At 65.1% G+C, this 26647-nt stretch carries 21 protein-coding genes; 14 read left to right on the top strand and 7 right to left on the bottom strand.

Going from position 1 to position 26647, the window contains the following annotated elements; genetic code table 11:
* Positions 1-51 precede the first annotated feature (51 nt).
* The 4 genes from MTX21_RS12460 to MTX21_RS12445 form a co-directional block, all read right to left on the bottom strand.
* A complete protein-coding gene (locus MTX21_RS12460) occupies positions 52-1125 on the bottom strand; it encodes a malate/lactate/ureidoglycolate dehydrogenase (protein ID WP_280965103.1) in 1074 nt (357 codons plus the stop codon).
* 11 nt (positions 1126-1136) lie between these two features.
* Complete coding sequence (locus MTX21_RS12455) at positions 1137-2048, bottom strand: NAD(P)-dependent oxidoreductase (protein WP_280965102.1); 912 nt, start codon at positions 2046-2048, stop codon at positions 1137-1139.
* A gap of 12 nt (positions 2049-2060) precedes the next feature.
* Positions 2061-3311 carry a Zn-dependent hydrolase gene (locus tag MTX21_RS12450; RefSeq protein ID WP_280965101.1) on the bottom strand — a complete coding sequence of 417 codons (1251 nt, stop codon included), beginning with the start codon at positions 3309-3311 and terminating at the stop codon, positions 2061-2063.
* A gap of 166 nt (positions 3312-3477) precedes the next feature.
* Positions 3478-4395: a LysR family transcriptional regulator gene (locus MTX21_RS12445; RefSeq protein ID WP_280965100.1), complete on the bottom strand. Its 918-nt coding sequence runs from the start codon at positions 4393-4395 to the stop codon at positions 3478-3480.
* Between the two features lie 119 nt (positions 4396-4514).
* Here MTX21_RS12445 and MTX21_RS12440 point away from each other — a divergent pair, with 119 nt between their 5' ends.
* The 6 genes from MTX21_RS12440 (at position 4515) to MTX21_RS12415 (ending at position 10270) form a co-directional block, all read left to right on the top strand.
* A complete protein-coding gene (locus MTX21_RS12440; protein WP_280965099.1) occupies positions 4515-5330 on the top strand; it encodes a putative hydro-lyase in 816 nt (271 codons plus the stop codon).
* A gap of 87 nt (positions 5331-5417) precedes the next feature.
* On the top strand, positions 5418-6662 hold the full coding sequence (locus MTX21_RS12435) for an ABC transporter substrate-binding protein (RefSeq protein ID WP_280965098.1): 1245 nt from the start codon (positions 5418-5420) through the stop codon (positions 6660-6662).
* A gap of 363 nt (positions 6663-7025) precedes the next feature.
* Positions 7026-7859 (top strand): branched-chain amino acid ABC transporter permease, encoded by an 834-nt coding sequence (locus tag MTX21_RS12430; RefSeq protein WP_280971035.1) that lies wholly within the window; start codon positions 7026-7028, stop codon positions 7857-7859.
* Positions 7859-8854, top strand: a complete 996-nt coding sequence (locus MTX21_RS12425; protein WP_280965097.1) for a branched-chain amino acid ABC transporter permease — start codon at positions 7859-7861, stop codon at positions 8852-8854. Before MTX21_RS12430 ends, MTX21_RS12425 begins: the two co-directional genes overlap by 1 nt.
* Positions 8851-9582, top strand: coding sequence for an ABC transporter ATP-binding protein (locus tag MTX21_RS12420; RefSeq protein ID WP_280965096.1), 732 nt, complete (start codon positions 8851-8853; stop codon positions 9580-9582). The genes MTX21_RS12425 and MTX21_RS12420 overlap by 4 nt, the downstream gene beginning before the upstream one ends.
* Positions 9566-10270: an ABC transporter ATP-binding protein gene (locus tag MTX21_RS12415; RefSeq protein ID WP_280965095.1), complete on the top strand. Its 705-nt coding sequence runs from the start codon at positions 9566-9568 to the stop codon at positions 10268-10270. Before MTX21_RS12420 ends, MTX21_RS12415 begins: the two co-directional genes overlap by 17 nt.
* Before the next feature lie 181 nt (positions 10271-10451).
* Here the strand turns inward: MTX21_RS12415 and MTX21_RS12410 are convergent, their stop codons facing one another.
* On the bottom strand, positions 10452-11120 hold the full coding sequence (locus MTX21_RS12410) for an aldolase (RefSeq protein WP_280965094.1): 669 nt from the start codon (positions 11118-11120) through the stop codon (positions 10452-10454).
* A 6-nt stretch (positions 11121-11126) separates the two neighbouring features.
* Between MTX21_RS12410 and ltnD the strand changes: the two genes are divergently transcribed.
* From ltnD to MTX21_RS12380, 6 genes are all read left to right on the top strand, one after another.
* The gene (gene ltnD / locus MTX21_RS12405; RefSeq protein ID WP_280971379.1) at positions 11127-12143 is read left to right on the top strand and encodes an L-threonate dehydrogenase; all 1017 of its coding nucleotides are present in this window, start codon (positions 11127-11129) and stop codon (positions 12141-12143) included.
* A gap of 14 nt (positions 12144-12157) precedes the next feature.
* On the top strand, positions 12158-12940 hold the full coding sequence (gene otnI, locus MTX21_RS12400; protein WP_280965092.1) for a 2-oxo-tetronate isomerase: 783 nt from the start codon (positions 12158-12160) through the stop codon (positions 12938-12940).
* Positions 12937-14226, top strand: coding sequence for a 3-oxo-tetronate kinase (gene otnK, locus MTX21_RS12395; RefSeq protein WP_280965091.1), 1290 nt, complete (start codon positions 12937-12939; stop codon positions 14224-14226). Before otnI ends, otnK begins: the two co-directional genes overlap by 4 nt.
* Positions 14227-14396: 170 nt before the next feature.
* Entirely contained in the window at positions 14397-16085 is a 1689-nt protein-coding gene (locus MTX21_RS12390) for a methyl-accepting chemotaxis protein (RefSeq protein WP_280965090.1), read from the top strand.
* Between the two features lie 252 nt (positions 16086-16337).
* On the top strand, positions 16338-19517 hold the full coding sequence (locus tag MTX21_RS12385) for an efflux RND transporter permease subunit (RefSeq protein ID WP_280965089.1): 3180 nt from the start codon (positions 16338-16340) through the stop codon (positions 19515-19517).
* A complete protein-coding gene (locus MTX21_RS12380) occupies positions 19504-20703 on the top strand; it encodes an efflux RND transporter periplasmic adaptor subunit (RefSeq protein ID WP_280965088.1) in 1200 nt (399 codons plus the stop codon). Before MTX21_RS12385 ends, MTX21_RS12380 begins: the two co-directional genes overlap by 14 nt.
* Before the next feature lie 107 nt (positions 20704-20810).
* Here MTX21_RS12380 and MTX21_RS12375 read toward each other — a convergent pair whose 3' ends face one another.
* Both MTX21_RS12375 and MTX21_RS12370 read right to left on the bottom strand, forming a co-directional pair.
* On the bottom strand, positions 20811-22328 hold the full coding sequence (locus MTX21_RS12375; protein ID WP_280965087.1) for an acetyl-CoA acetyltransferase: 1518 nt from the start codon (positions 22326-22328) through the stop codon (positions 20811-20813).
* A gap of 115 nt (positions 22329-22443) precedes the next feature.
* Complete coding sequence (locus MTX21_RS12370) at positions 22444-23577, bottom strand: nitronate monooxygenase (protein ID WP_280965086.1); 1134 nt, start codon at positions 23575-23577, stop codon at positions 22444-22446.
* A gap of 249 nt (positions 23578-23826) precedes the next feature.
* On the opposite strand from MTX21_RS12370, the gene MTX21_RS12365 reads away from it, so the two are divergent.
* Together MTX21_RS12365 and yghU are read left to right on the top strand one after the other, a co-directional pair.
* Positions 23827-25482 carry an NAD(P)/FAD-dependent oxidoreductase gene (locus tag MTX21_RS12365; RefSeq protein ID WP_280965085.1) on the top strand — a complete coding sequence of 552 codons (1656 nt, stop codon included), beginning with the start codon at positions 23827-23829 and terminating at the stop codon, positions 25480-25482.
* Between the two features lie 235 nt (positions 25483-25717).
* The gene (yghU, locus tag MTX21_RS12360; RefSeq protein ID WP_280965084.1) at positions 25718-26596 is read left to right on the top strand and encodes a glutathione-dependent disulfide-bond oxidoreductase; all 879 of its coding nucleotides are present in this window, start codon (positions 25718-25720) and stop codon (positions 26594-26596) included.
* The last annotated feature ends 51 nt before the right edge of the window (positions 26597-26647 follow it).

Below are 26647 nucleotides of genomic sequence, written 5' to 3'. Positions count from 1 at the left end.
TGCGCTCCGCTTGTCCGGGACGACACCGAAAGATAGCGCTTCTTTCTCCAATCACCCCGCGATCTTCTCGATCGCCGCCTGGTCCAGGCCGAACTTTTTCCCGGCGTCCAGGATCTCCTGCCACGTATTCGGATCGACCGGGACGCCCTCGGCGAGCCGCTTCTTCTTGGTCTCACGCTCGGGCTCTCCGGCGATCTTGACCTTGTCGACGCCGGGGCCGGGCGGCGAGCCGGTGTGCCAGGCGACGAAGCTCTCGACCTCGCGCGCCAGATTCTCGGCGGTGCCGAGCTTGGTCGGGTCGATGATGATCGAGAGCATGCCGTTGAGAACGCGGCGCTTGCCGTCGGCCGGCCCCTTCACAGTCTCGCCGCCGGAGAGCGCGCCGCCGAGGATTTCGCACACCAGCGCGAGCCCCGAACCCTTGTGCTCGCCGAACGGCAAGATGGCGCCGTGCGGCGCGATCACGGTGTAGCGCGGATTGACGGTCGGCTTGCCCTCATTGTCGATGATGGTGCCGGGCTCGAGCTCAACGCCTTTGTTGAAGGCGACGCGCGTCTTGCCCTGCGCGATCTTGCTGGTGGCGAAGTCGAGCACGATCGGCTCCTTGCCGGCGCGCGGGATGCCGACGCAGAACGGGTTGGTGCCGTGGCGTGCATCGCTGCCACCCCAGGGCGCCACGATGGGCCGCGAGATCACGTTGACGAAGTGGATCGAGACCAGGCCGTGGTCGATGCACTGCTCGGCCCAGTGGCCGATGCGGCCGATATGGTGCGAGTTGGAAAGGCCGATCACGCATACGCCGTTGCGCTTGGCGCGCTCGGCGCCCAGCTCCATCGCCTCATAGCCCATCACCTGGCCGTAGCCGGTGAGGCCGTCGAGGGTGAGCAGGGGACCCGTGTCCATCACGATCTTGACGTGCTGGTTGACGGCGAGGCCGCCTTCGTTGACCGCTTCGGCATAGCGCGGGATCATGCCGACGCCGTGCGAGTCGTGGCCCTTCAGGTTCGCCTCGACGAGGTTGGTCGCAACGAGGTCCGCCTCGCGGTCCGTGGAGCCGCCCGCTCGGGCGATGGCGCGGATGACGTTGGTGAGGGGCTCGGCTTTGATGGTGCGGTAATCGGCCATTGTTGTTGCTCTTATCGTTTCGCGATCCGGCGGCAGTGCTCCCACGCCGCAAAAATCAGGTTCTCGCTGGCCTCCGGCGTGCGGAAGGCTGAATGCGCCGACAGCGTCACGTTCGGCAGCTTGGTCAGCGGATGATCGCCGGGCAGCGGCTCGATGTTGAAGACGTCGAGGCCGGCATGACGGATGTGACCCGACTTCAGCGCGTCGATCATCGCTTGCTCGTCGACAATGGCGCCGCGCGCGGTGTTGATGAGGATGACGCCGGGCTTCATCTTCGCGATCCTCTCGCGCGTGATCATGCCGCGGGTCTCGTCGTTGAGCAAAAGATGCAGCGACACCACGTCGCTTCTGGCCAGCACCGTGTCGAGGTCGGTGAATTCCACGCCCGGATGGCTTTTCGGCGTGCGGTTCCAGGCGATCACCTTCATGCCGCTGCCCAAGGCGATGCGCGCGACTTCCGCGGCAATGCCGCCGAAGCCGATCAGGCCGAGCGTCTTGCCGGTGAGCTGCATGCCGTCCTCGCGCAGCCAGTTGCCGACGCGCATCTCGCGATCCATCATCGCGATCACGCGGGCTGAGGCCCACATCAGCGCGATCGCGGATTCCGCCACCGCGGTGTCGCCATAGCCCTTGATCAGATGCACGGAGATGCCGAGTTGGCTAAGCTCCTCCGGATTCATATAGCTGCGCGCGCCGGTGCCGAGGAACACCACGTGCTTGAGCCCTGCACACTGCTTCGCGACCTCGGTCGGCAGCGCAGTGTGGTCGACGATTGCGATCTCGGCGCCATCGAGTATCTCAGGATACTGCTCGGGCTTGATGTCGGGATCGCGGTGGATCCGCACCTTGGGATCGCCGGGCCTCGTTAGCCGCTCCATGATCACGGCCAGGGCTTCACTGGCGTCGACGAAAACTCCGCGCATGACTGTCTCCGATCAGGACGCGACGCCGGCGATCGCCAGCACGGTATGCATGAGGACGTTGGTGCCCGCGGCGCAGTCGGGCTGCGTGGCGTCTTCCAGCTCGTTGTGACTGATGCCGTCCTTGCAGGGTACGAACACCATCGCCGCCGGAATGACCGTGTTGAGGTTGCAGGCGTCGTGGCCGGCACCGGAGGTGATGCGGCGGCTGGAATAGCCGAGGGTCTTTGCCGCGTTCTCGACGGCCGCGACGAGCTTCGGATCGAAGTGCGTCGGCGGCTTGCGCCAGACCAGGTCGAGCTTGACCTCGACCTTACGACGCGCGGCGATCTCGGCGATCGCAGCGCGCAGGTCGCGATCGAGCGCGTCCATGATGGCGGCGTCGGCGCTGCGGCAATCTACGGTGAAGGCGACCTCGCCGGGAATGACGTTGCGCGAGGGGCTGGCGATCACGGCTTCGCCGATGGTGCCGACTGCGTTCGGCCCGTGCTTCCTGGCGATGGCCTCCATTGCCAGCACGATCTCCGACAGCGTCGCCAGCGCATCGCGCCGCAGCGGCATCGGCGTCGAGCCCGCATGGCTCTCGAAGCCGGTGATCTTGCCGTCGTACCACAAGACGCCCTGGCCGGAATCGACCACCCCGATGGTCTTGCCCTCGGCCTCCAGGATCGGGCCCTGCTCGATATGCAGCTCGACGAAGCAGCCGAGCTTCTGGAAGCCGACCGGCCTGTCGCCACGATATCCGATGCCGTCGAGTGCCTGGCCAACCGTGGTGCCTTCGGCGTCCTTGCGCGACAGGATGTCGTCGGTGGTGAAGTCGCCGACATAGGCGGCGGAGGCCATCATCGCCGGTGCAAAGCGCGAGCCTTCCTCGTTGGTCCAGTTCACGACGCAGATCGGCGCCTCGGTTTCGATGCCGGCGTCGTTCAGCGTGCGGATGACCTCGAGTGCGCCGAGCGTGCCCAGAATGCCGTCATACTTGCCGCCGGTTGGCTGCGTGTCGAGATGCGAGCCGATGCCGATGGGCAGTTTCGACATGTCGCGGCCCTTGCGCAGTCCAAACATTGAGCCGAGCGCATCGACATGCACCTCAAGGCCGGCATCCTCGCAGGCCTTGCGAAACCAGTCGCGTACCTGCTTGTCCTCGGCACTTAGCGTCAGCCGCCGCACGCCGCCCTTGGCCGTCGCGCCGAACTGCGCGGTCTCGTGGATGGAGCCCCAGAGGCGGGCGGAATCGATTTGCAGATTGGTGGCGGCTCGGCTCATGCGTTCGTTCCATTGTCGCTGTCATTCCGGGGCGGTCCGCAGGAGCGAACCCGGAATCCAAGGATTCCACAATGCGCAATTGCGCATTGGGGTTCTCGCTCCCGGGCCGCGCTTGCGGTCCCGTCGCGAGCCCCGGAATGACGTTGAAGATTGTCCGGCGTCCATTTCAATGACGCGCCGTCGCGACGGCGTCAACCGCGAGGCTGGTCTGCGCGATCTGCCGCGCGAGCTCGGCGACGCGCTCGACCGCCACGACGTCGGGCGAGGCGAGCCAGCTCGCCGTGAACGTCAGTGGCGAGATGTTGAGGTCGGTGTCGAGCAATTGCAGCCGCCCGTCGGCGAGCTCATTCTCAACGATGGCCGCCGGAATCACGGCGATGCCGAGCCCCTCGACCGCCATGTGGATGACGGTCGCAAGCGACGCGGAGGCATGAAGACGAATCGGCGGCAGCTCCGGTCGATCGAACATCTCGCGTACCACCTCGTAGGGCCGCGTCTTGCGCGGGAAGGTGATGATCGGGAACCGAGCAAGCTCGGCTCGCGTCACCGGACCGCTCCCGAGTCCGAGCGAAGGGCTTGCAAGGAGGCCGATCGGATAATCGGCGAGCACGCGGTTGTGCACGCCAGAAGCCGATAGCGGCCCCACGACGAAGGCAAGCTCGATCTCCTGGCCGAGCAGGCGTGCGGTCAGATTCGGCGTGATGTCGACTTCGATCTCCAGCGACAGGTTCGGATAAGCCTGGTTCACGCTCTTGACGAGCCGTGGCAGCCAGGTGTGCACGATGGTTTCGGCGACGCCGAGCCGCATCACGCCGCGCATCGCGGAGGCGTTGCCGATCTCGGCCATCATTGCGGCGCGCAGGCCGATCAGCTTTTCGGCGTAGACCATCATCTGCCGACCGCTCGGCGTGGGCGATGCGACGCGATGATCGCGGTTGAGCAACTTCACGCCCATCTCGCGCTCGAGCTGGGCGATGCGCTGGGAGATCGCCGGTTGGGTGGTGTTGAGCCGCGCCGCGGCGCCACGGAAGCTGCCGAGCTTTACGACCCAGAGGAACGTTTCGATCGATCTGAAGTCCAGCATTGGAAGGATTCTCCCGATCGATAAATCCGTTTTATCGATATTGATTAGAAAGGACGATTAGACTTTATAGCACGCTTGGTGTTGGCTGTCCTTGTCGAGTTTATAGGCAGGTCGATCCCATGACTGTTTTAGTGGCAGCGCAGCAAACTGAAACGCCCGACACCCTCCCGAGCCGTCAGGCCCGGCTCGCATACCGCGATGGGCTCGTCGCCTCCACCGCGGGCATCGCCCCCAGTTTCGTCCAGGGCAATCTGGCGATCCTTCCCGAGAAATACGCCAGCGCCTTCCACCGCTTCTGCCAGCTCAATCCAAAGCCGTGCCCGATCATCGGCATGTCCGACGTCGGCAGCCCGCACATCCCTGCGCTCGGCGCGGACCTCGACATCCGCACCGACGTGCCGCGCTATCGCGTCTGGCGCGACGGTGAAGTCGTCGACGAGCCGACCGATGTGACCCGCTACTGGCGCGACGATCTCGTCACCTTCGTGCTCGGCTGCTCCTTCTCGTTTGAAGAGGCGCTGCTCGACGAGGGGATGCCGATCCGTCACATCGAGCGCAATGTGCGCGTGCCGATGTACCGCACCAACATCGCGTGCAGCGCGTCGGGCCCGTTCGCCGGTCCCATGGTGGTGTCGATGCGTCCCTTCAAGCCGGCGGACGCGATCCGCGCGGTGCAGATCACCTCGCGCTATCCCGCCGTGCACGGTGCGCCCGTGCATCTCGGCCATCCGCATCTGATCGGCATCAAGGACATCGCAAAGCCCGACTACGGCGATCCAGTGCCGGTTGCCGATGATGAGATCCCGGTGTTCTGGGCCTGTGGCGTCACGCCGCAATCGGTCATCAACGCCGCCAAGCTCCCCTTCGCGATCACGCATTCGCCGGGGCTGATGCTAGTGACGGATCTCAAGAACAAGAACATGGCCGTGATTTAGTGGGCAGCGATTGCTGCTTCTTCAGGCTTTACGGCATCCATCAATCGCTCCATTCGAGAGCCAAAATTCGTAACAGGGGAATTTGCCATGACGATCACTCGCCGCGACGTATTGTTGGGTGCCACCGCGACTGCGGCGCTCGTGCCGCTGGCGGCCCGTGCCCAGACCTCGGAAGTCGTGATCGGCGTGATCTATCCGTTCTCCGGCGGCAGCGCGCAGCAGGGCATCGATGCGCAGAAGGCCTATGAGACCGCGCTCGAGGTCATCAACAAGGACACCGATTTCGACCTGCCGCTGGCGAAGGGCGAGGGCCTGCCCGGCCTCGGCGGCGCAAAAGTCCGCCTCGTGTTCGCCGACCATCAGGCCGATCCGCAGAAGGGCCGTGCCGAAGCCGAGCGCCTGATCACTCAGGAAAAGGTCTGCGCCATCATCGGCACCTATCAGAGCGCGGTCGCCGTCACCGTCAGCCAGATCTGCGAACGTTACCAGATCCCGTTCGTGTCCGCCGATAATTCCTCGCCGAGCCTGCATCGCCGCGGCCTGAAATATTACTTCCGTGCATCCCCGCACGACGAGATGTACTCGGCCGCGATGTTCGATTTCTTCGATGCCATGAAGAAGAAGGGCACCAAGATCGAGACGCTGTCGCTGTTCCACGAGGACACCATCTTCGGCACCGACTCCGGCAACGCACAGGCCAAGATCGCCGCCGAGCGCGGCTACAAGATCGTCTCCGACATCAAGTACCGCGCCAACTCGCCGTCGCTGTCGGCCGAGGTGCAGCAGCTCAAGACCGCCAATGCCGACGTGCTGATGCCATCGAGCTACACCACCGACGGCATCCTCCTAGTGAAGACCATGGCCGAGCTCGGCTACAAGCCCAACGCGATCGTGGCGCAGGACGCCGGCTTCTCCGAGAAGGCGCTCTATGACGCCGTCGGCGACAAGCTCGAAGGCGTGATCTCGCGCGGCACCTTCTCGCTCGACCTCGCGCAGAAGCGCCCTATGGTCGGCAAGATCAACGACATGTTCAAGGCGAAGTCTGGCAAGGACTTCAACGATCTCACCTCGCGCCAGTTCATGGGCCTGATCATCCTGGCGGACGCGATCAATCGCGCCAAGTCGGCCGACGGCGAGAAGATCCGCGATGCGCTCGCCGCCACCGACATCCCGGGCGAGCAGACCATCATGCCGTGGAAGCGCGTGAAGTTCGACGAGGCGGGCCAGAACAACGATGCCGACCCGGTGTTGCTGCAATATCGCGGCGGCAAGTTCGTCACCGTCTTCCCGCCGCAGGCTGCGATCGCCGAAGCGGCCTGGCCGATGAAGTAAGCGGGGCGCGCAGGCAGGGTGGGGACCAGGCGCTGTGACAGCCGAGAGGACCGTACTGCTTAACCGCGTTGTCATTGCGAGCGCAGCGAAGCAATCCAGAAATGTATCCGCGGAGATAGTCTGTATTGCTTCGTCGCATCAGCGCAAAATTGCTTCGCAATTTTGTCGCGAGCTCCTCGCAATGACGGAAGCTGTAGCTCCCGCCCTCATCCTGAGGAGCGGGCGTAGCCCGTGTCAAGGACGAGGGCGAGCCCATCCTTCGAGACGCGCGCTGGGGCGCGCTCCCCAGGATGAGGTCGGAGTGTGGGGGACGATGCAGTGACAGCCCAAGCTATTATCCAAAGTCTCGCGAGCGGCCTCCTGATGGGGCTGCTCTACGGGCTGATCGCGGTCGGTCTCGCGCTGATCTTCGGCCTGATGGACGTTGTGAATTTCGCCCATGGCGAGTTCCTGATGATCGCGATGTACGCGACGTTCTTCCTGTTCGCGTTCTTCGCCATCGACCCCTTGCTGTCGGCGCCGCTGGTCGCCGCGGCGCTCTTCATATTCGGGGCGGTGGTCTACTTGTTGATCGTGCGCTTTGCCATGCGCGCCAAAGCAAACGCCGGCATGGTGCAGATCTTCTCGACGTTTGGTCTCGCCATCGTGATGCGCGGTCTCGCGCAGTTCTTCTTCACGCCGGATTACCGCAGCATTCCGCAGTCCTGGCTCGGCGGCAAGACAGTGTCGGTCGCCGGCATCTTCCTGCCGGAGCCGCAGCTCATCGGTGCGCTGGTCTCGATCGCGGCCTTTGCCGGCCTCTACTTCTTCATCAACCGCACCGATTTCGGCCGCGCACTGGAAGCGACGCGCGAGGATCCCGGCGCGGTGGCGCTGGTCGGCATCGACAAGAACCGCGTGTTCGCACTCGGCTGGGGCCTGGGCGCCGCGCTGGTCGGTCTGGCCGGCGCGATCATGGCGGTGTTCTTCTACGTCTATCCCGACGTCGGCGCGTCCTTTGCGCTGATCGCGTACGTCACCGTCGCGCTCGGCGGCTTCGGCAGCGTGTTCGGCGCCTTCGCCGGCGGCATCGTCGTCGGTCTCGTCGAAGCCGTTACGGCGCTTGTGCTGCCGCCGTCGCTGAAATCGGTTGGCATCTACGCCGTCTACCTGTTGGTCGTCTTCATCCGGCCGCGCGGCCTTTTCGGGTCGATGTGATGGACAAGAATTTTGCCGCGCGGCGCCGCCGCGACCTTCTGATCGCCGCTGTTCTCGCGGTTCTGGCAGCGCTTGCGCCGTTGTTCGTGAAGGACGTCTACGTCCAGAACATTCTTATCCTGACCCTGATGTATGCGGCGCTGTCGCAGAGCTGGAACATCCTCTCCGGCTATTGCGGGCAGATATCGCTCGGACACGCACTCTATTTCGGCATCGGCGCCTACACCACCGAACTCCTGTTCACCAAGTTCGGCGTGCTGCCCTGGTTCGGCATGCTCAGTGGCGGCGTGATCGCGGCGGCGATCGCAATGGCGCTCGGCTATCCCTTCTTCCGCCTGCGCGGACATTACTTCGTGATCGCGACCATCGTCATCGCCGAGATCGGGCTCCTGCTGTTCCAGAACTGGGACTGGGCCGGGGCCGCGCTGGGCATCACCATCCCGGTCCGCGGCGATAGCTGGCTGAAATTCCAGTTCATGCGCAGCAAGCTGCCGTACTTCTATTTCGCGCTCGCGCTCTGCTGTCTCGCTTGGTTCGTCACCTGGTGGCTGGAAGATTCCAAATGGGGCTTCTGGTGGCGCGCGGTGAAGGACAATCCGGATGCCGCCGAAAGCCTCGGCGTCGTCGTGTTCAATTCCAAGATGGGTGCGGCCGCCGTTTCCGCCTTCCTCGTCGCCGTCGGCGGCAGCTTCTATGCGCAGTACCTTGCCTATATCGACCCCGAAAGCGTCATGGGCTTCCAGTTCTCGCTGCTGATGGCCCTGCCGGCCGTGCTCGGCGGCATCGGCACGCTCTGGGGCCCGGTGCTTGGCGCGGCCATCCTGATCCCGATGACGGAGCTGACGCGCTCCTATATCGGCGGCTCCGGACGCGGCGTCGACCTCATCGTCTACGGCACGCTGATCGTGCTGATCTCGCTGGCCTTGCCGCAGGGATTGGTGAGCCTGTTCTCGCGTGCGAGGGCCAAGAACCAAGTCAAGGGAGCCACACGATGACCGCGCTCCTTCAAACCCGCGGCGTCTGGCAACGCTTCGGCGGCCTCGTCGCCAATAGCGACGTCTCGGTCTCCGTCGGCCGCGGCGAGATCGTCGGCCTGATCGGCCCCAACGGCGCCGGCAAGTCGACCCTGTTCAATCTCATCGCCGGCGTGTTGCCGCCGACCCAAGGCTCGATCTGGTTCGACGGGCAAGACGTGACCCGGATGCGCGCAGCCGAGCGCTGCCAACTCGGCATCGGGCGCACCTTCCAGGTGGTCAAGAGCTTCGAGACCATGACGGTCGTCGACAACGTCATCGTCGGCGCGCTTGTGCGCACGACCGTGATGCGCGAGGCGCGCCGCAAGGCGCATGAGGTGCTCGAATTCACCGGCCTTGCCGCGCGCGCCGACGTGCTCGCGAGCGACCTCGTGCCGGCCGAGAAGCGCCGCCTCGAGGTCGCGCGTGCGCTCGCGACCGAGCCGAAGCTGCTGCTGCTCGACGAAGTCCTCACCGGCCTCACGCCGACCGAGGCGCAGACCGGCGTCGCGCTGGTGCGCAAGGTGCGCGATGCCGGCATCACCGTGCTGATGGTCGAGCACGTCATGGAGATCGTGATGCCGCTGGTCGACCGCGCCATCGTTCTCGACCTCGGCAAGGTGCTGGTCGAGGGCACGCCCGCCGACGTCGTCCGCAATCCCAAGGTGATCAGCGCATATCTGGGAGATCGTCATGCTGTCAGTGCATGAGGTCACGACTGCCTATCAGGGCCTGGTCGCGATCTCCGCAGTCTCGATCGAGGTCGAGAAGGGCGAGATCGTCTGCGTCGCCGGCGCCAACGGCGCGGGCAAGTCGACGCTGCTGAAATCCATCGCCGGCGCCGAGCGTCCACGCGCGGGGACGGTGACCTTCGACGGCAAGCGCCTCGACGGCATGGCGCAGCATCACATCACGGCCGCCGGCATCGCCTATGTGCCGGAAAACCGCCGGCTGTTTCCGCGCCTGTCGGTGCGCGACAATCTCCGCCTCGGCAGCTATCTCTACCGCGGCGAAGCGGGCCGCGAGGGCCCGCTCGATCTCGTTTTCAAGCTGTTCCCGCGCCTGTCCGAACGTCTCGACCAACGTGCCGAGACGCTAAGCGGCGGCGAGCAGCAGATGCTCGCGATCGGCCGCGCGTTGATGACGCGCCCGCGGCTTCTGATGCTCGACGAGCCATCGCAAGGCATCATGCCGAAACTCGTCGACGAGATCTTCCAGGCGGTCAAGCGCATCCGCGACGCCGGCATGACTGTGCTGATTGTCGAGCAGCGCATGGCCGAGTGCCTGGAGATCGCCGACCGCGCCTACATCCTGCAAACTGGCCGCGTGCTGATGCAGGGCCCGTCCGCCGAGATCAAGGGCAACCCGGACGTCAGGAAGGCGTATCTGGGGCTGTAGCCGAGATCGCGGCACGTCCTCGCGACACTCTCTCGCTGTCGTCGCCGGCGAAGGCGGGCGATCCAGTACGCCGCAGCGCTAGCGGGGAACGTTTGACGTCTCTGGAATACTGGATTCCCCGCCTTCGCGGGGAATGACAGTGTGGACGAGACGGCACCATCCCGCTCATGACCGCATAACGCTAATGCCCATGCTCCGGCAGCGTGACTCCGAACACCTTCACCAGATCCGTCACCTGCTCCGGTGACAGATAACGCGGGTTCAGGCCGCGCAGCAGCAGGTACAGCTTCGCCGTCTCCTCCAGCTCCTCGGTCGCGAACACCGCCGCCTCCAGCGTGTCGCCGGCGACCACCGGGCCGTGATTGGCGAGCAGCACGGACGAGTATTGGCCGGCCAGTCCCTTGATGGCGTCCGCCACCGCCGGATCGCCCGGCCGGTAATAGGGCACGAGCGCGGTGGCGCCGCATTTCATCAGATAATAGGCTGTCATCGGCGGCAGCGCGGCGCGCGGGTCGATCTCGGGCAGCATCGACAGCGCCACCGAATGGGTCGAGTGCAGATGTACGATCGCGCGCGCACTCCCGCGCGTGTCATAGAGCGCGGTGTGCAGCGGAACTTCCTTGGTGGGCGCGTCGCCGGAGATCAGCCGGCGCTGTGCATCCAGCCGCGAGAGTCGCGTCGGATCGAGGAAACCGAGCGAGGCATTGGTCGGCGTCACCAGCCAGCCGCCGTCATCCAGCTTGACGCTGATATTGCCGGAGGAGCCCGGCGTCAGCCCGCGCTCGAACAGGGAGCGCCCGAAGCGGCAGATGTCCTCGCGAAGCCGTGTTTCGTTGCTCATGGCCGTCATGCCCGCTTGTCTCATGCTTTGGCAGCGCGGCCAAGCCGTGATATTCGGTTTGCCAAGCCGCCGACCAAAGCCGGCCACCGGGGAACGTTCCAAAGGATTAGTTGCATGTCCGCCTCCACCTCACAGAATCAGCGCGTTGCCGTCATCGGGCTCGGCTCGATGGGCTTTGGCATGGCGACATCGCTGAAACGCGCTGGTTTTGCCGTGACGGGCTGCGATGTTTCGGCCGATGCGGTGGCGCGTTTTGTCAAGGATGGCGGTGCGGGCGCCAAAACACCGGCCGAAGCCGCCAAAGGTGCCGACATCGTCGTCAGCGTGGTCGTCAACGCCGCGCAGACCGAGGCCATCCTATTCGGCAAGGATGGCGCCGCCGAGACCATGCCGAAAGACAGCGTGTTTGTGTCCTCCGCCACCATGGATCCGGAAGTGGCGCGGCGCCTCGCCAAGCAGCTCGAGGCGAGTGGTCGGCATTATCTGGATGCGCCAATCTCCGGCGGCGCGCAGCGCGCCGCACAAGGCGAGCTGACGATTCTCGCCTCGGGCAGTTCCGTCGCTTTTGCAAAAGCGCGCCCCGCGCTCGATGCCATGGCGGCCAAGCTCTACGAGCTCGGCGATGCCGCCGGCCAAGGCGCCGCCTTCAAGATGATCAACCAACTCCTGGCCGGCGTGCATATCGCCGCCGCCTCCGAAGCGATGGCGTTCGCGGCCAGGCAGGGCCTGGACATACGCAAGGTCTATGAGGTGATCACGGCCTCCGCCGGCAACTCCTGGATGTTCGAGAACCGCATGCCGCATGTGCTCGACGGCGACTATACGCCTCGCAGCGCGGTTGAGATCTTCGTCAAGGATCTCGGCATCATCCAGGATATGGCGCGCAGCGCCAGATTCCCGGTACCGGTCTCCGCCGCGGCGCTCCAGATGTTTCTGATGACGGCCGCCGCCGGCATGGGCCGCGACGATGACGCGTCGGTGGCGCGGATATATGCGCAGGTCACCGGCGTGAAGCTGCCCGGCGACAAGTAAGCAAGAGGATTCCAATGCCCCGTTTTGCCGCCAATCTCTCGATGATGTTCACCGAGGTGCCGTTCCTCGACCGCTTCGATGCCGCCGCGCAAGCCGGCTTCACCGCGGTCGAATTCCTCTTCCCCTACGAGCATCCGGCCGAGGCGATCGGCGAACGGCTCAAGCGCAACGGCCTGACGCAGGCCCTGTTCAACCTGCCGCCGGGCGACTGGAATGCCGGCGAGAAGGGCTTTGCGGCGTTGCCGGCGCGCTTTGCCGATCTCAAGCAGAGCCTTGAGACGGCGCTGCCCTACGCCAAGGCGACCGGCGTCAAGCGCCTGCACCTGATGGCCGGCATCGCCAATCGCGGCGACCGGCTTGCGATCGAGGCCTTCTACAAGTCGGTGGCCTGGGCCGCGGAATTCTTCGCACCCCACGGCATCGACATCGTGATCGAGCCGATTAACTCGCGCAACGTGCCCGGCTACTTCCTCAACGACTTCGGCTTCGCGCGCGACGTGGTCCAGGAGTTGAGGCTGCCCAACCTGAGGCTCCAGTTCGACATCTACCACTGCCAGATCATCCATGGCGACGTGACGATGCGCCTGCGCGAGATGATGCCGATCATCGGCCACGTCCAGATCGCCAGCATTCCCTCGCGCAACGAGCCCGACGGCGAGGAGCTGAACTATCCGTTCCTGTTCGCCGAGCTCGACCGGCTCGGCTATCCCGGCTTCGTCGGCTGCGAATACAATCCGCGCGGCAAGACCACAGACGGACTCGCCTGGTTCAAGCCCTATGCAGGAGTGAAGCCGTGACGCTTGCAGCGCAAATTTCTCTTGGCTGCATCGCCGACGACTACACCGGCGCCTCCGATCTCGCCAACACGCTGACGCGCGCGGGCCTGCGCACCGTGCAGACCATCGGCGTGCCCGCCGACGACCTCGCGCTGCCCGAGGTCGACGCCGTCGTGGTGTCGCTGAAAAGCCGCTCGATCGAGGCGGGTCTTGCCGTGTCGCGCTCGCGCGCGGCGGAGGCATGGCTGCGCGGCCGCGGCGCGCGCCACGTTCTGTTCAAGATCTGCTCGACCTTCGATTCGACCGATGCCGGCAATATCGGCCCGGTGATGGATGCCCTGCGCACCGATTGCGGCGAAGCGATCGTGTTGGTGACGCCGGCCTTCCCGGAGACCGGCCGCACCGTCTACCAGGGCAACCTGTTCGTCGGCGCCGTGCCGCTCAACGAGAGCCCGCTGAAGGATCACCCGCTCAACCCCATGCACGATTCCAACCTGGTGCGCGTGCTGGCGCGCCAGAGCAGGACGCAAGTCGGTCTCGTCGACCTCGCGACCGTCACCCGCGGCGCGGATGCCGTGCGGGCGCGGCTGGCCGAGCTCGCAGGCAAGGGCATCGGTGCTGCGATCATCGATGCCGTGTTCGATCGCGATCTCGAGACCATCGGCCTCGTCGCTGCTGAGCATCGGCTCTCGGTCGGCGCCTCCGGCATCGGCCTCGGGCTGGCGCGGGCGCTGGTTTCGACAGGCAAGGTCGGATCGACCGCGCCCGGCAGTGCGACGGGCGCCGTGGTCGCCGGACCTGCGGCCTGCCTTGCCGGAAGCTGCTCGCAGGCGACGCTGCGGCAGATCGCCAACGCTGAAGCCATCATGCCGGTGCTCCATCTCGACCCGGACCGTACTATTACGGGCAAGGACGAAGCGCAGCGCGCGTTGGCCTGGGCCCAGCCGAGGCTCGCCGACGGTCCGGTCTTGATCGCGTCGAGCGCGACACCGGATCAGGTCGCAGCCTTGCAGGCGCGTCACGGCCGCGACGCCGCCGGCCACGCCATCGAGCAGGCCATGGCCGACATTGCGGAAAGCCTTGTGAACGCGGGCGTTCGGCGCCTAATCGTGGCCGGGGGCGAGACCTCTGGTGCCGTCGTCGATCGCCTGAAGATTCCCGGCTTCCTGGTCGGCGCGGAGATCGCCGCCGGCGTGCCCGTTTTGCGCGCGGTTGGCACTGATGTGGGCGACATGCTGCTCGCGCTGAAGTCGGGCAACTTCGGCGGACCGGAGTTTTTCTCCGACGCGCTTAGGCTCATGCGCTGAGCGCAGAGCACTCTTAGCCGCCTGTTCATTTGTTTCGGCTTCGGTACTCGCACGGAGTCGTAGTTAACATTTGCGTAGGTGCTCTGCGGTCAGATGTCGGCGCTGCTCCCCTTTGGTTGATTCTTACAGCTTCCGGATGCGCGCCCGCGCCTGCACCACGAGACCCGATTATGTTTGCCAAGATCTCCATTCGCGCCAAGATCATTAGTGTCGTGGCGCTCCTGCTCGTCGCGATGACCGGCATGGGCCTGCTCGCCGTCATGAAGATGCGGTCGATGAACGCCAACACGGCGGATATCACGACAAGCTGGATGCCGAGCGTGCGGTTTTTGGGCGATTTGCGCGCTGGCGTGATCACCTATCGCAACGTCATTCGCGAGCACATGCTTGCCGAGACGCTGGAGGAGAAGCTGGCAAACGAAAAGACGCTCGCGACTGTGGTGGAAGCCAATACCAAGTTCCGCCAGAAGTATGAGCCGATGATCACTTCGCCCGATGAGCGAGCGCTCTACAACGAGTGGTCCAAGGTCTGGGACGAATACAAGAAGGGCACCCAGGAAGTCATGGCGCTTTCGCGGAATGAGGCCGGCAAGGTCCCGCACGAAGCCCATGAGCTCAACGTCAAGGTGAACAAGATCGGTTTGCGGGCGGACGAAATCCTGAACAAGGACATCGAGCTGAACACCAAGGGTGGCGACCAGGCCGCCCAGGATGCGGCCGACAGCTACTTCTCCACCTTCATGCTGCTCTCGATCATCCTCGGCACGGCTGTCGTGGTCGGTATCGCCGTCAGCTTCTACCTCGTTCACGATGTCTCCAGCGGCATCAACTCCATCACCGAGCCGATGCAGGCGCTGGGCAAGGGCGACCTCAGCGCGGAAGTCCCGCATCGCGGCGAGAAGACCGAGATCGGCGTCATGGCCGACGTGCTCCAGGTCTTCAAGGAGGCGCTGATCGCCAAGAAGGAAGCCGACGAGGCCGCCGCGCGCGACGCCGAAGCCAAGATCGAGCGCGGTCGCCGCGTCGACAATATCACCCGTGAGTTCGAATCGATGATCGGCGAGATCGTCCAGACCGTGTCGTCGGCATCGACCCAGCTTGAAGCCTCGGCCTCGACGCTGACCTCGACGGCCGACCGCTCGCAGAAGATGGCGACCACCGTCGCGGCGGCGTCGGAAGAAGCTTCCACCAACGTGCAGTCGGTTGCATCGGCGACCGAGGAGATGGCCTCGTCGGTCGGCGAGATCAGCCGCCAGGTGCAGGAATCGGCGCGGATGGCGGGCGATGCCGTCGGCCAGGCGCGCGCCACCACCGAGCGCGTTAGCGAGCTGTCGAAGGCGGCCTCCCGCATCGGCGACGTTGTCGAGCTGATCAACACCATTGCCGGCCAGACCAATCTGCTGGCGCTGAACGCGACCATCGAAGCGGCGCGCGCCGGTGAGGCCGGCCGCGGCTTCGCAGTGGTGGCTTCCGAAGTGAAGGCTCTCGCCGAGCAGACCGCGAAGGCAACCGGCGAGATCGGCCAGCAGATCGCCGGCATTCAGGCGGCGACCAACGACTCGGTCGGCGCCATCAAGGAGATCTCCTCGACCATCGAGCGTCTTTCGGAAATCTCCTCGGCCATTGCCGCCGCAGTGGAAGAGCAGAGCGCGGCGACCCAGGAGATCGCCCGCAACGTGCAGCAGGCGGCGCAGGGCACCCAGCAGGTGTCCTCCAATATCACCGACGTGCAGCGTGGCGCGACCGAGACCGGGACCGCCTCCTCGCAGGTGCTGTCCGCGGCGCAGATGCTGTCGAACGACTCGAGCCGGCTGAGGACCGAGGTCGGCAAGTTCCTGACCAACGTCCGCGCGGCGTGATCTGCTGAGGTTGCCTTTGTATCCGAACGTCGTCCCGGCCCCCGTGCGCAATTGCGCACGAGGTCGGGACTGCACCGTGACCTGTCCTCGCTCGCATAGCTGCGATGCTTGTTCCGCAGTGCGGTAGCAGTGAATTGAATGGCGCGACGCCGCTTCGCGTTGGCGCTTCCGGCAGTGTCCGGGTAAAGGGAAAGAGGAATACCCGCGGGGGCGGACTCTTTTTTCCTCGCATGACCCGGAATTGCCTGGCGAATGATAGCTCTGGTCCGTATTGCCCTGAGCCGGCCCTACACGTTTGTCGTGCTCGCGCTGCTGCTTCTGATCATCGGACCGCTCGCCGCGCTGCGGACGCCGACCGACATCTTCCCGGATATCCGCATCCCTGTGATCGGCGTGGTCTGGCAGTACACGGGCCTGCCGCCGGACCAGATGTCGGGCCGCATCACCACGCCGTTTCAGCGCGCGCTGACGACCACCGTCAACGACATCGAGCACATCGTCGCCAACTCCTATAACGGCGTCGGCATCATCAAGATCTTCTTCCAGCCCAATGTCGACATCCGCACTGCGAACGCACAGGTCACCGCGATCTCGCAGACGCTGCTGAAGCAGATGCCGCCGGGCGCAACCCCGCCGCTGATCCTCAACTACTCGGCGTCCACCGTGCCGATCATCCAGGTGGCGCTGTCGGGCGAGGGGCTCACCGAGCAGAACCTCGCGGACCTCGGCATCAACCAGCTCCGTACGCCGCTGGTCACCGTGCCCGGCGCGGCGATACCCTATCCGTTCGGCGGCAAGCAGCGCCAGATCCAGATCGACCTCAACCCGACCGCGCTGCAGGCCCGCGGCCTCTCCGGCCAGGACGTGGCCAACGCGCTTGCGGCGCAAAACCTGATCACGCCGGTCGGGACCCAGAAGATCGGCAGTTTCGAATACTCGATCCAGCTCAACAACTCGCCGCTCCGGATCGAGGAACTGGGCGACCTCCCTATCCGTCAGGTCAACGGCGCGATGGTCTATGTGCGCGACGTCGCAACCGTCAGAGACGGCAATCCGCCGCAGACCAACATCGTCCACGTCGACGGTAACCGCTCGGTGCTGATGATGGTGCTGAAGGCCGGCGCGACCTCGACGCTCGACATCATCGCCGGCATCAAGCAGAAGGTGATCGACGTCAAGGACCAGCTACCGGACGCATTGAAGATCGGCTTCATCGGCGACCAGTCGGTGTTCGTCCGCGGCGCGATTCAAGGCGTTGCCTTCGAAGGCGTGATCGCGGCGCTGCTCACCAGCGTCATGATCCTCCTGTTCCTCGGTAGCTGGCGCTCGACCATCATCATCGCGATCTCGATCCCGCTGTCGGTGCTCGGGGCGATCATCATGCTCTCGGCAATCGGCGAGACGCTCAACATCATGACGCTCGGCGGTCTCGCGCTCGCGGTCGGCATCCTCGTCGACGACGCCACGGTGACGATCGAGAACATCAACTACCATCTGGAGCAGGGCAAGCCGGTCGAGCAGTCGATCCTGGACGGCGCCAACCAGATCGTGACGCCGGCCTTCGTCTCGCTGCTCTGCATCTGCATCGTGTTCGTGCCGATGTTCTTCCTCACCGGCGTCGCGCGCTTCCTGTTCGTGCCGATGGCCGAAGCCGTGATGTTCGCGATGATCTGGTCGTTCATCCTGTCGCGCACGCTGGTGCCGACCATGGCGAACTACCTTTTGCAGGCGCACGTCCATCACGAGGGTGCACCGCCGAAGTCGCGCAATCCGCTCGTTTGGTTCCAGCGCGGCTTCGAGGCGCGGTTCGAGCGTCTCCGCGGCGGCTATCGCGGCCTTCTGGGTATGGCGCTGGCACACCGTGCCGTGTTTGTGATCGGCTTCCTCTGCGTGGTCGGCGCGTCGTTCGCGCTGGTGCCGTTCCTCGGGCGTAACTTCTTCCCCGCGGTCGACGCCGGCAACATCTTGATGCATGTCCGCACCCAGGTCGGCACCCGCGTGGAAGAGACCGCTAACCAGCTCGCCGACGTGCAGAAGGCGATCCGCAAGCTGATCTCGGGCGAGATCGAGACGCTGACCGACAACATCGGCATGCCGATCTCCGGCATCAACATGACATACAACAACACCGGCGTGATCGGCCCGCAGGACGGCGACATCCAGATCAAGCTGAAGGAAGGCCACAAGCCGACCGATGAGCATGTGCGTGTGCTGCGCGAGCAGTTGCCGCGGCTGTTCCCGGGCGTCAGCTTCGCCTTCCTTCCGGCCGACATCGTCAGCCAGATCCTGAATTTCGGCGCGCCGGCCCCGATCGACCTGCAGATCCGTGGTGCCAACCAGGAGGCCAACTTCGCCTATGCCAACAAGCTGCTGGCGAAGGTCCGCAGGATCCCCGGTGTCGCCGATGCGCGCATCCAGCAGTCGCCGAACAGCCCGACCTTCAACATTGATGTCGACCGCACCCGTGCGCAATATGTCGGCCTGACCGAGCGCGACGTCACCAACAGCCTCGTGGTCAATCTCGCGGGCTCCTCGCAGGTGGCGCCGACCTACTACCTCAATCCGGACAACGGCGTGTCCTATTCCATCGTGATGCAGACGCCGCAATACCAGATCGACTCGCTCAGCGCGCTGCAGACGCTGCCGATGCCGGCGTCCGGCAATTCGCAGTCGCCGATCCTTGGCGGCATCGCCGACATCAAGCGCTCGACATCGAGCGCGGTGGTGTCGCAATACGACATCCAGTCGCTGGTGCAGATCTTCGCGACGACGCAGGGCCGCGACCTCGGCGCGGTCGCCGCCGACATCCGCCAGGTGATCGCCGATACCGCGAAGGAAGTGCCGAAGGGCTCTTCCGTCGTGCTGCTCGGTCAGGTGCAGACCATGAACAGCGCCTTCACCGGCCTCTTGTTCGGCCTGCTTGGGGCCGTCGTGCTGATCTACTTCCTGATCGTCGTGAACTTCCAGTCCTGGTCGGATCCCTTCGTGATCATCACGGCGCTGCCGGCCGCGCTGGCCGGCATCGTCTGGATGCTGTTCACGACCGAGACCACGCTGTCGGTGCCGGCGCTTACCGGTGCCATCATGTGTATGGGCGTTGCCACCGCCAACAGCGTGCTCGTGATCTCCTTCGCCCGCGAGCGCTATGAGGAGCTGGGCGATCCCGTCGCGGCCGCGCTCGAGGCCGGCTTCGTCCGCTTCCGCCCGGTGCTGATGACGGCGCTCGCCATGATCATCGGAATGGCGCCGATGGCCCTGGGGCTGGGCGAGGGCGGCGAGCAGAATGCGCCACTTGGCCGCGCCGTAATCGGTGGCTTGATCTTTGCAACTTTCGCGACGCTGATGTTTGTTCCGGTGGTGTTCAGTATGGTCCACAAGAAACAAGGCGCCAAAGCCGCCGCCCCATTGGAGACTCCGCATGTCGCCCACTGAACTCCGCTCGCCGGTGTCGCACCGGAAACTGGGCATCTTCGGCGTGGTGGCACTGATCGCGGCAGGCCTCGTCGTCGGCACCGGCATCCGCGCCCGCGAGGAGCAAGGCTCCAAGCTGAAGGAATGGACCGACGATCAGGCTGTTCCCAGCGTCGCCGTCACCCTGCCCAATGCCAAGGGTCTCAACGCCACCATCGACCTGCCGGGCCGGCTCGAGGCCTATTACCGCGCGCCGATCTTCGCCCGTGTCAGCGGTTACCTGAAGAGCTGGAGCGCCGACATCGGTGCGCGCGTCAAGGCGGGGCAGGTGATCGCCGAGATCGAGGCGCCCGATCTCGATCAGCAACTGCTCCAGGCCCGCGCCGACCTCGCCAGCCAGCAGGCCAGCGCGCGGCTGTCGGAAGCGACACTGAACCGGCGCAAGACGCTGGTCGCCTCCAACTTCGTTTCGGCGCAGGAAATCGACGAGCGCACCGCCGACCTCTCCAACAAGAACGCGGCCGTCCACTCGGGCCAGGCCAATGTCGAGCGGCTGGAAGCGCTGGCCGGCTACAAGAAGATCACCGCGCCGTTCGACGGCGTGGTCACGGCGCGCGACACCGACGTCGGCGCGCTGATCAATGCCGGCGGCGGTTCGGGTCCGGCGATGTTCGTGATCTCTGATATCACCAAGCTGCGGGTCTACGTCAACGTGCCGCAGAATTACGTGCCGGCGATCAAGATCGGCGCCAAGGCCACCATCACCCTGCCGGAGTACCCGAACCGGACGTTCCAGGCCACGGTGGAAGCTTCCTCGCAGGCCGTCGACGTCGCCTCCGGTACCACGCGGATGCAGCTCGGGCTCGACAATTCCAGCGGCGAATTGATGCCTGGCGGCTACGCCAGCGTGAAGCTGAGCCTGCAGCGCGACTCCGCGCCGCTCAGCATTCCCGCCAGCGCTCTGATCTTCAACAGCAGCGGCCTGCGCGTCGCGACCGTCGGTCCCGACGACAAGGTGCTGTTCAAGACCGTGACGATCGCGCGCGATCTCGGTCGCGAGATCGAGCTCGCCTCGGGCATAGCCCCGGACGACCGCATCATCACGGCCCCGCCGGACGGCCTCTCCGATGGCGATCAGGTCCGCGTCGTCGGCGCCGCCGGCGGCAAGCCCGCCACGGCGTCGGAGAAGCAGGCGCCGAGGAGCTAGCTCTGAGCCTGTAGGGTGGGCAAAGCGAAGCGTGCCCACCATTTTCCTCACAATTTCGGAAAGAAAGGTGGGCACGGCGCTGACGCCTTTGCCCACCCTACAAGAATTTATCCCACCCGCCATTCCGGCACGCCGTCGGCAGCCGTCGTGATCTCGCCGAGTGAGCCGACCGGTGTGCGGTCCATGTTGAGCAGATACGCCAGCGTCGCCTCGTCGCTCGCCGGAATCCGCGCCAGTGTGCGCCGGTCGTCGCTCGTGCGAAGCATGACCACGCCGTGCTCCACCTCGCCGCCACGGCCATAGAGCACCGTAAAGCTCTCGACCTTGCCCGTGCCGCTAGCCGCCGTGACGAACTCCGGCACCGCGCGCTTGTTGCGGTCGGCTACGGCCTGCACGCTGGTCTCCTGCGCCAGCACGTCGCGTGGTGGCGTCTTCGACACCAACAGGGCGTGGTGCTTGGTGACGAAGCCGCCCTGGCCATAGAGCAGGCCGAGTTTCGCGCCGTCGCGCAGGCGCCGCACCATCGCGCAGGCCGCATGCGTCATATAGGTGTTGAGCGGGGCGCCGAAGAAGGTGAGGCCGCCGTTCACGGTGGGTTGCACGTCCGGTCCCAGGCCCAGCGTTCGCCGTGCCATCTTCGGCACGCAGGGGAAGCAGCTATAGAGCTCGATCGCGTCGAACTTGCTGCCGTCGCCGCCGGCGAGATCCATCACGGCTTTCAAGACGGCGTTCTGCGGATGGCTCTCATAAAATTGGTCGCGCAGCAGATAGTCGCGCGGCTCCTCCGCCGAGGCGCCGCCGAGCGGGTACACCAGCCGGTCCTCGGCGATGCCGGCCGCACGCGCCTTGGCGAGGCTGGTGAGGAGCAGCGCGCCGCCCATGTTGACCGTGGGGTTGGCCACCATCAGTTTCGTGTAGGGCCAGGCGATCAGGCGGTTGTCGGCGGTCGGCGTCGTGATCTCCTCCGGCGCATAGCGGCGCTTCAACCAGGCGCTGGGATTGTGCGCGGCGGCCTCTGAATAGCGCGACCACAACGTCCCCGATTCCGCCATCGCCTCGCGCGGCGTCTGGCCCCAATGCGCCGAGGATGCCGCTTCATAGAATGGATAGACCGTAACGGGGCGGAATACGCCGAGCTTCACGGCGAGCGGCTTCTGGAACGCCGCGCCGCGCTTGGGCTCCTCGACGTCATGGGCGAACGGTGTCCACGGCAGCTTGGCGCCGGCGCGCTCGGCCTTGGTCGCGGTCGATTGCGCCTCGGCGCCGCAGACCGCGGCGACGGTGCATTCGCCGCGCGCAATTCGCTGCGCCGCCTCGTGGATATAGCGGATCGGGCTCTCGCCGCCGACCGGGCCGTAGTAGCAATGCGCAGGCGTAACGCCGAGGCGCTGCGCCAGCAGCTTCTCCGGGTCGCGATAGCGCCAACTCAGGAAGTTGACGACGTCGAGCGACTGCACCTCGCCGAGCAGCTTTGCGCCTGCATCCTGCTCCGCGCGGCGCAGCGCTTGCTCGAGCAGATCGAGCGGCTCGAGGCCCTCTGTGATCTCCTTGGGGCGGTCGATGATCTCACCGATGCCGACGATGACGGGGATGCGGTCTGGGGGAACGTTGGTCTTGTCTGTCATGACTTCAATTCACGGTGTTGATTGTTCGTCATTGCGAGCGCAGCGAAGCAATCCAGACTGCCGCCGCGGAAAGATCCTGGATTGCTTCGCTGCGCTCGCAATGACGGTGTGGCTGCTACTCCCCCACCAGCGCATTCATGTGCTCGACGGCTTCGGCAAATTCTTCCTTGAACTCCTGCACCACGGCGCCGGCCGACTTGACGCTGTCGATCAGGCCGACACCCTGGCCGACGAAATAGCTGACGAGATCGCGTGCCTTGTCGTTGCCGGCGGCCGCGGCGCGATCAATCGAGTGAAAGGCGTCGCGGCTGATGATGCTTTGCAGCGGCATGGGCAGCGCGCCCGGGCTCTCCGGCGCGCGGTCCCAGGCATCCGTCCAGACCGAGCGGAGTTGCCGAGCCGGTTTTCCCGTGCGGCCCTTCGATCGCACCGCATCGCGCGAGGACGCTGCGATCATCTTCTCGCGAAAAATCTCCGTGGTCTCGGCCTCGACGGTCGCGAGCCACACCGAGCCGGTCCAGACGCCAGCAGCGCCCATCGCCATGCAGGCGGCCATCTGCCGCCCGGTCATGATGCCGCCGGCCGCCAGCACCGGCACGTCGCGGATCGGCTTGATGGCCTTGATCACTTCCGGCACCAGCACCATGGTCGAGACCTCGCCACAATGCCCGCCGGCCTCGGTGCCCTGCACGACGAGGATGTCGACCCCGGCCGCAACTTGGCGCAGCGCATGCTCCTTGGCGCCGACGAGCGCGGCGACCGGCACGTCGTGCTTCTTGCCCATCTCGATCATCGCCTTCGGCGGCACGCCGAGTGCGTTCGCGATCAGCCGGATCGGATGGCGGAAAGAGACCTCCAGCAGTTCCATCGCCGTTTTGGTGTCGAACGGCTGCGGCTGGTTGTCGGCGACGGAGGTCGTCGTCAGCTCGATATCGTACTTCTTGAGGAGATCACGGGTATAGTCGCGGTGCCCTTGTGGCACGCGCGCCTCCAGGCTCTTCCAGGTGACGTCCTTCTCGCCCGCGGTCGAGATGTTCTCGGGGATCAGAACGTCGACGCCATAAGGTTTGCCGTCGACGTGGTCGTCGATCCATTTCAGTTCCTGCTCGATCGTCTCCGGCGTATGCACGGTTGCGCCCAGCACGCCGAATCCGCCGGCGCGGCTGACGGCCGCGACGACGTCGCGGCAATGGCTGAAGGCGAGCAGCGGGAACTCGATGCCCAGCATGTCGCAGATCGGCGATTTCATGATCCTCTCCCGGCGGCGTTTGCGCTGCTGTTGTTGCTGTTGCTGGCGCAGCATTCGACGCTAGCCCATCGTCGCGCATGATGCCACGCCGGATTTCGCCGTACATCTTGCGTGCAGGCGTCGCGTGGTGGGTAACGCATTCCGCTCCACAAAATAAGCGGTCAGAGCAACGCCGATTTGCCACTTGCGCTTTCGCGAGGCGAAGAGAATGCTGTCCGACAGCAAGCAATAACGAGGGAGCGCCCAGCGATGTCGTCAGCGGATTCGAGCCCGGCCCATGCAACCGAAGCCTACGACGTGGTCGTCGTCGGCGCGGGCTTTGCCGGCATGTACATGCTGCATCGTCTGCGCGGGCTTGGTTTCTCGGTGCGGGTCTATGAGCAGGGTGGAGGCGTCGGCGGCACCTGGTACTGGAACCGCTATCCCGGCGCGCGCTGCGACGTCGAGAGCATGCAGTATTCCTACTCGTTCTCGGAAGAGCTGCAGCAGGAATGGGACTGGAGCGAGCGCTACGCGCCGCAGCCGGAGATCCTGAAATACGCCAACCACGTCGCCGACCGCTTCGATCTGCGTCGCGACATCCAATTCGACACCCGCGTCGATCGCGCCGCATTCGATGCGCGCTCGAATAGTTGGTCGGTGACGACCTCTGACGGAAAAACAGTGAGCGCCAAATTCGTGGTGCTTGCGACCGGCTGCCTGTCGAATGCGCGCAAGCCTGACATCAAGGGCCTCGAGGACTTTGAGGGAGCGGTCTATCACACCGGCAACTGGCCCCATGAGCCGGTTGATTTCACGGGCTTGCGCGTCGGCCTCATCGGCACCGGCTCCTCGGGCATCCAGTCGGCACCTGTTATCGCGGAGCAGGCAAGGCATCTGACCGTATTTCAGCGCACCGCGAATTTTTCGATTCCCGCCCGCAACGCCGCGCTGACCGAGGAGGAGCGCAGCGCGTTCCGGAAAAACTATCCGGAGATCCGCCGCTTTGCCCGCGAGGTGACACGCAACGGCATCTATGCGCAGCAGCCCGATCGCGGCGCGCTCGATGACGACACGGACGCGAGGCGCGCCAAGTATGAAACGCGCTGGGAGCGCGGCGGGCTCACCTTCATGTATGTCTACAACAATCTCGCTCTCGACCGGGCCGCGAACGACACGGCCGCCGATTTCGTGCGCGGCAAGATCGCCGAGATTGTGAAGGACCCTGAGACCGCAAGACTGCTCCAGCCCGACAGCCATCCGATCGGCACCAAGCGCATCTGCATCGACACCGATTATTTCGCGACCTTCAACCGGCCGAACGTCTCGCTGGTCGATATCAAGTCCAACCCGATCGAGGAAATCACCGCGAACGCCGTCCGTGTCGCAGGCACCGACTATGAAGTCGATGCGCTGGTGCTCGCAACCGGGTTCGACGCCATGACCGGATCGGTGGCGAAGATCGACATTCGCGGCCGCGGCGGACACACGCTGAACCGGAAATGGGCGGAAGGGCCAAAGACCTATCTCGGCCTGATGAGTGCGGGCTTTCCGAACCTCTTCATCGTCACTGGCCCCGGCAGCCCGTCGGTGCTGTCGAACATGATCGTCTCGATCGAGCAGCATGTCGACTGGATCGCGGACTGTCTCGTCCACATGCGCAAGCATGGCCTCGCCGCGATGGAGGCGGGCAGGGCGGCTGAGGACAAATGGGTCGCCCACGTCAACGAGGTTGCCCATGGCACGCTCTATCCGCAGGCCAATTCCTGGTACATGGGTGCCAACATCCCCGGCAAGCCGCGCATCTTCATGCCCTATATCGGCGGCGTCGGCGTCTACCGGCAGATCTGCAACGACGTCGCGGCCAAGGGATACGAGGGGTTTGTGATGGAGCGGGCGGAGCAGGCGGGGGCGGCTGCGTCGTAGATGTCGTCATTCCGGGCCTCGCGAAGCGAGAACCCGAAATCCATTTCTCCGAGCATTCCCGCGGCGCGATGGATTTCGGGCTCGCCCTTCGGGCGCCCCGGAATGCCACGGTATGAGCGGCGGCCATGACGAAACGGGCAGGGTGTCCTCCCGGCGCTGCATTCCCGTACCCTTGCCAATCCCGCCCCGGTCGCTAGCTAACACCCCACGCGCCCTTCCGCGCCGGAGCATTTTCATGACTGACACCCCCGCCTACGTGCCGCCCAAAGTCTGGACCTGGAATAAGGAGAACGGCGGGCAGTTCGCCAACATCAACCGGCCGATCGCCGGTCCCACCCACGACAAGGAGCTGCCGGTCGGCCGCCATCCCCTCCAGCTCTATTCGCTGGCGACGCCGAACGGGGTGAAGGTCACTGTGATGCTGGAGGAGCTGCTGGCGCTCGGCTATAAGGGCGCCGAATACGACGCCTGGCTCATCAAAATTGGCAACGGCGACCAGTTCGGCAGCGGTTTCGTCGCGGTCAATCCGAACTCGAAGATTCCCGCACTGATGGATCGCTCCGGACCGGAGCCAATCCGGGTGTTCGAGTCCGGTTCGATCCTCTTCTACCTCGCCGAGAAGTTCGGCGCCTTCCTGCCCAAGGACATCAAGACCCGCACCGAAGCGATGTCCTGGCTGTTCTGGCAGATGGGCAGCGCCCCCTACCTCGGCGGCGGCTTCGGCCACTTCTACGCCTATGCGCCGAGCAAGATCGAATATGCCATCGACCGTTTCGCGATGGAGACCAAGCGCCAGCTCGACGTGCTCGACCGCCGGCTCGCGGACAACGAGTATCTCGCGGGCAACGAGTACACCATCGCCGATATCGCGGTGTGGCCCTGGTACGGCGCGCTCGCCAAGGGGCTGGTCTATGGCGCGGGCGAATTTTTGTCCGTGCAGGACTACAAGAACGTGCAGCGCTGGACCGACCAGATCGCCAAGCGTCCCGCCGTGAAGCGCGGCCGCATGGTCAACCGCGTCTCCGGCGACCCCGCAAGCCAACTCCACGAACGTCACGACGCAAGCGACTTCGAGACCAAGACGCAGGACAAGATCGCCGCGGCGGCGTCGTAGGTCACTTCACCTCGCCCCGCTTGCGGGGAGGGGACTCTCCGCGAGTTCAAC

The organism is Bradyrhizobium sp. ISRA430, assembly GCF_029909975.1.
Taxonomy (GTDB): domain Bacteria; phylum Pseudomonadota; class Alphaproteobacteria; order Rhizobiales; family Xanthobacteraceae; genus Bradyrhizobium.
This window is presented reverse-complemented; position numbering and strand designations above follow the sequence as displayed.

Excerpts from the sequence above, each read along its gene's own strand:
- MTX21_RS12385 (WP_280965089.1), top strand. The coding sequence starts at position 16,338 with ATGATAGCTCTGGTCCGTATTGCCCTGAGCCGGCCCTACACGTTTGTC.
- MTX21_RS12435 (WP_280965098.1), top strand. The coding sequence starts at position 5,418 with ATGACGATCACTCGCCGCGACGTATTGTTGGGTGCCACCGCGACTGCG.
- MTX21_RS12430 (WP_280971035.1), top strand. The coding sequence starts at position 7,026 with ATGGGGCTGCTCTACGGGCTGATCGCGGTCGGTCTCGCGCTGATCTTC.
- MTX21_RS12370 (WP_280965086.1), bottom strand. The coding sequence starts at position 23,577 with ATGAAATCGCCGATCTGCGACATGCTGGGCATCGAGTTCCCGCTGCTC.
- otnI (WP_280965092.1), top strand. The coding sequence starts at position 12,158 with ATGCCCCGTTTTGCCGCCAATCTCTCGATGATGTTCACCGAGGTGCCG.
- MTX21_RS12390 (WP_280965090.1), top strand. The coding sequence starts at position 14,397 with ATGTTTGCCAAGATCTCCATTCGCGCCAAGATCATTAGTGTCGTGGCG.
- MTX21_RS12380 (WP_280965088.1), top strand. The coding sequence starts at position 19,504 with ATGTCGCCCACTGAACTCCGCTCGCCGGTGTCGCACCGGAAACTGGGC.
- MTX21_RS12365 (WP_280965085.1), top strand. The coding sequence starts at position 23,827 with ATGTCGTCAGCGGATTCGAGCCCGGCCCATGCAACCGAAGCCTACGAC.
- yghU (WP_280965084.1), top strand. The coding sequence starts at position 25,718 with ATGACTGACACCCCCGCCTACGTGCCGCCCAAAGTCTGGACCTGGAAT.
- MTX21_RS12450 (WP_280965101.1), bottom strand. The coding sequence starts at position 3,311 with ATGAGCCGAGCCGCCACCAATCTGCAAATCGATTCCGCCCGCCTCTGG.
- MTX21_RS12445 (WP_280965100.1), bottom strand. The coding sequence starts at position 4,395 with ATGCTGGACTTCAGATCGATCGAAACGTTCCTCTGGGTCGTAAAGCTC.
- MTX21_RS12415 (WP_280965095.1), top strand. The coding sequence starts at position 9,566 with ATGCTGTCAGTGCATGAGGTCACGACTGCCTATCAGGGCCTGGTCGCG.
- MTX21_RS12410 (WP_280965094.1), bottom strand. The coding sequence starts at position 11,120 with ATGACGGCCATGAGCAACGAAACACGGCTTCGCGAGGACATCTGCCGC.
- MTX21_RS12425 (WP_280965097.1), top strand. The coding sequence starts at position 7,859 with ATGGACAAGAATTTTGCCGCGCGGCGCCGCCGCGACCTTCTGATCGCC.
- MTX21_RS12460 (WP_280965103.1), bottom strand. The coding sequence starts at position 1,125 with ATGGCCGATTACCGCACCATCAAAGCCGAGCCCCTCACCAACGTCATC.
- MTX21_RS12455 (WP_280965102.1), bottom strand. The coding sequence starts at position 2,048 with ATGCGCGGAGTTTTCGTCGACGCCAGTGAAGCCCTGGCCGTGATCATG.
- MTX21_RS12375 (WP_280965087.1), bottom strand. The coding sequence starts at position 22,328 with ATGACAGACAAGACCAACGTTCCCCCAGACCGCATCCCCGTCATCGTC.
- MTX21_RS12440 (WP_280965099.1), top strand. The coding sequence starts at position 4,515 with ATGACTGTTTTAGTGGCAGCGCAGCAAACTGAAACGCCCGACACCCTC.
- MTX21_RS12420 (WP_280965096.1), top strand. The coding sequence starts at position 8,851 with ATGACCGCGCTCCTTCAAACCCGCGGCGTCTGGCAACGCTTCGGCGGC.